The following is a 2,561-nucleotide window of genomic DNA, read 5'->3' as shown; positions in this document are numbered from 1 at the left end:
TTGGAGTCAGCCACTTTGGTTTTTCCTGCATCAATCTGGCCACCTATCTGGGAGTAAGTGGATCAGCGGTTTCGAAGATGATCTCCAGGAGTAGCAGGATAAATGAACTGGACTTTTTAAAAGAGATGGTTTGCACATAGGATACATTGTTCCATTGCAGCCGTAAAGTACGGCATTGGTAGATGCCCGTTCCCATCCATTGTTAAATCCCCCCTTTTTACCTCTAATTGAATGGCAACAGGGAATTGTTTGTGTTCATGCCTGAAGATTTTGGGATTTATTTGTGGAATTGTGAAAAGATGGGGGTGCCGTCTCGTATTTAAGGTCTGGCCAGGCTAACTCAATAATTTACCTGCGACAGAGTCCTTAAGTTTCCTCCGAGGTGAAACAGAGAATAATGGAAAATCCTTAATTCACCTTCGAGGTGAAATTCCCGGCAGATCAGAACATTCTGACCCACCGGTGAATAAGATCGGATATATACCAACTCTGTTTTATACCCTTTTTCTCCTCACGCTCTCCTTAAGTCTCTGAATATGGCCTCTGCCAAGAGCTTTTACCTCGCATCCCAGTTCGAAGTACCTGCGAATAACATCATCTGGGAGAATCCCATAACAATCAATAACTGCCAGTGGCTCTCCAGCCCATTCGACGACTTTTTCAGGAGCCAGGTTCAGGTAATCTTTATGTGGTACTGCAAGCACCAGGGCTTCAGCTCCTTCAAGTGCTTTGGAGAGGTCTTTTTGAACCCTGAGATTAACGAGTTCATCCTGGTTTCTGAAAAAACGGCTCCAGGAGTAGTTCTCAGCAGGATAAGTATCCTGGCTCTCAAATTCATACCAGTGATCAACATAGGGATCATGAGCTCTTATCTCCGCTCCCATCTCTGCAAGCTTTCGTACCAGCATTTCACTGCCGCTGTAACGTGTATCGCCAACATCCTGACGGTAGCTTGCGCCACAGACAAGCACATCGGCTCCGGCAATATACCTGCCCATATTCCGGAGAGCATCGCGGACCAGTTCGGCTACATGCAGTGCACGGGTGTCATTGATATCTATAGCAGTAGGGGTGATTCTGAAAAGACTGTCTCCGTCTTCGAAACCAAGGATATGCCTGTAAGCCCAATAGCCCAATCCGCCATCCTTGGGAAGGCAATATCCACCAATTCCAGGACCCGGAAAGATGATATTGCTGTGTGTGGGTCTCATTTTTATGGCATTAATTACCTTTATAAGATCTACTCCATTGCGTTCTGCAAAGATACTCCATTCATTGAGGAATGCAAGAATCGTTGCCCTGTAAGAATTTTCCACGATCTTTGTGGTTTCTGATTCGATGGGCCGATCCATGACAGTGAGGGGAAATTTCTCAGTATTAAGCACTTCATGCAGGAATTTCTCGACTCTGCTTCTGGCTTCATCATTGCATCCTGCACACACTCTCCAGAAATCCCTGATACTGGCAACATATTCTTTCCCAGGCATCACCCGTTCAAAGCTGTGTGACAGAAGCGGTTCAGAGTGAATTCCCCGTTTCGCGAAGGCTTTCTTGAGTATGGGCCATGCCACAAACTCTGTTGTCCCCGGGGCAACGGTGGTTTCGATCAGAACCAGGCATTGTGGCTGAATTTTTTCTCCTATTGTTTTCATAGTAGCTTCCAATGCTGCCATATCTGCCTCTCCGTTGCGCATATCACCCAGAGCATTTTTCAGATAATCACACTGAACATCAACTACTACGCAATCTGCCAGTCCAAGACAGTCACTGTTGTAGGTAGCGGTAAGGGTTTTAGTCTCCTTTACGCACCTGGAGATAAGTTCATCGACTTCAGGGTCTTCAGCCTTTACAGGTGAAAGTCCCTGGTTCAGAAGAGGAATTTTCCAGTAGCTTCTTTTACTTGGTCTCTGGCACCCTATCACAAACTTGGAATGCTTTCCGCTTTTCTTATCCTGGTATCTGCGATAATAGCAGCCATTACCGCTCCCACAAACCCCACACCCATCACTACCACCACTTCCTTGCCTTCTTCTTTAGCTTTTGCAGCTAATCTCTCAAGGCGCTTAAACTCTTCACTGTATTCTTCTTTTGATGGAATAGGGAATTTTTCTCCCTGGGGACTGACAGAAAAAACAATCTCTTTTGTTTCAGACATATTAACCATCCTTATCGGTTTGTGGCATTTACAATTTAAAAAAATTAATTTATGGCAAGCAGAATGCCAGTGGGTTATATATGTTTCGTTTGAAGCTACCCTGGTTATTTATAGGCTTAATTCATTAACTTACCTCAGGGATGAAATTGTGAGTTAAGTTGTTAAATTTCAAAATCACCTCGCAGGTGAAATAGTGATTTAAGTTCGGTTAAGTTCCAGATTCACCTCGCAGGTAACCTTCAGATGAATTGTAATCTAAGGGCTTAATTCCCAGTTTCACCCCAGAGTTCCTAAGTTAAAAATCAAGACTTTTTTAGTTTTTTTGATGTCATCTTAAGGCTCTACAGAGACAATACTAATCTTTTCCTCTGCCTGTGTTGTTAGGCAGAGGGAAGGACAACTTCCC

1 protein-coding gene and 1 pseudogene are annotated in these 2,561 nt (G+C 44.2%); both read right to left on the bottom strand.

What is annotated here, in order from left to right:
* Positions 1-43 precede the first annotated feature (43 nt).
* Complete coding sequence (locus tag GX089_15350) at positions 44-196, bottom strand: hypothetical protein (protein ID NLP03869.1); 153 nt, start codon at positions 194-196, stop codon at positions 44-46.
* A gap of 298 nt (positions 197-494) precedes the next feature.
* Positions 495-2,155 (bottom strand): annotated as a pseudogene (locus GX089_15345) (nucleotide sugar dehydrogenase).
* Between the last annotated feature and the right edge of the window lie 406 nt (positions 2,156-2,561).

The sequence above is a fragment of the Fibrobacter sp. genome, from assembly GCA_012523595.1.
In the GTDB taxonomy this organism is placed as follows: Bacteria; Fibrobacterota; Chitinivibrionia; order Chitinivibrionales; family Chitinispirillaceae; genus JAAYIG01.
The sequence above is the reverse complement of the archived record's forward strand: the minus strand, read 5'-3'. Positions and strand labels throughout refer to the sequence as shown.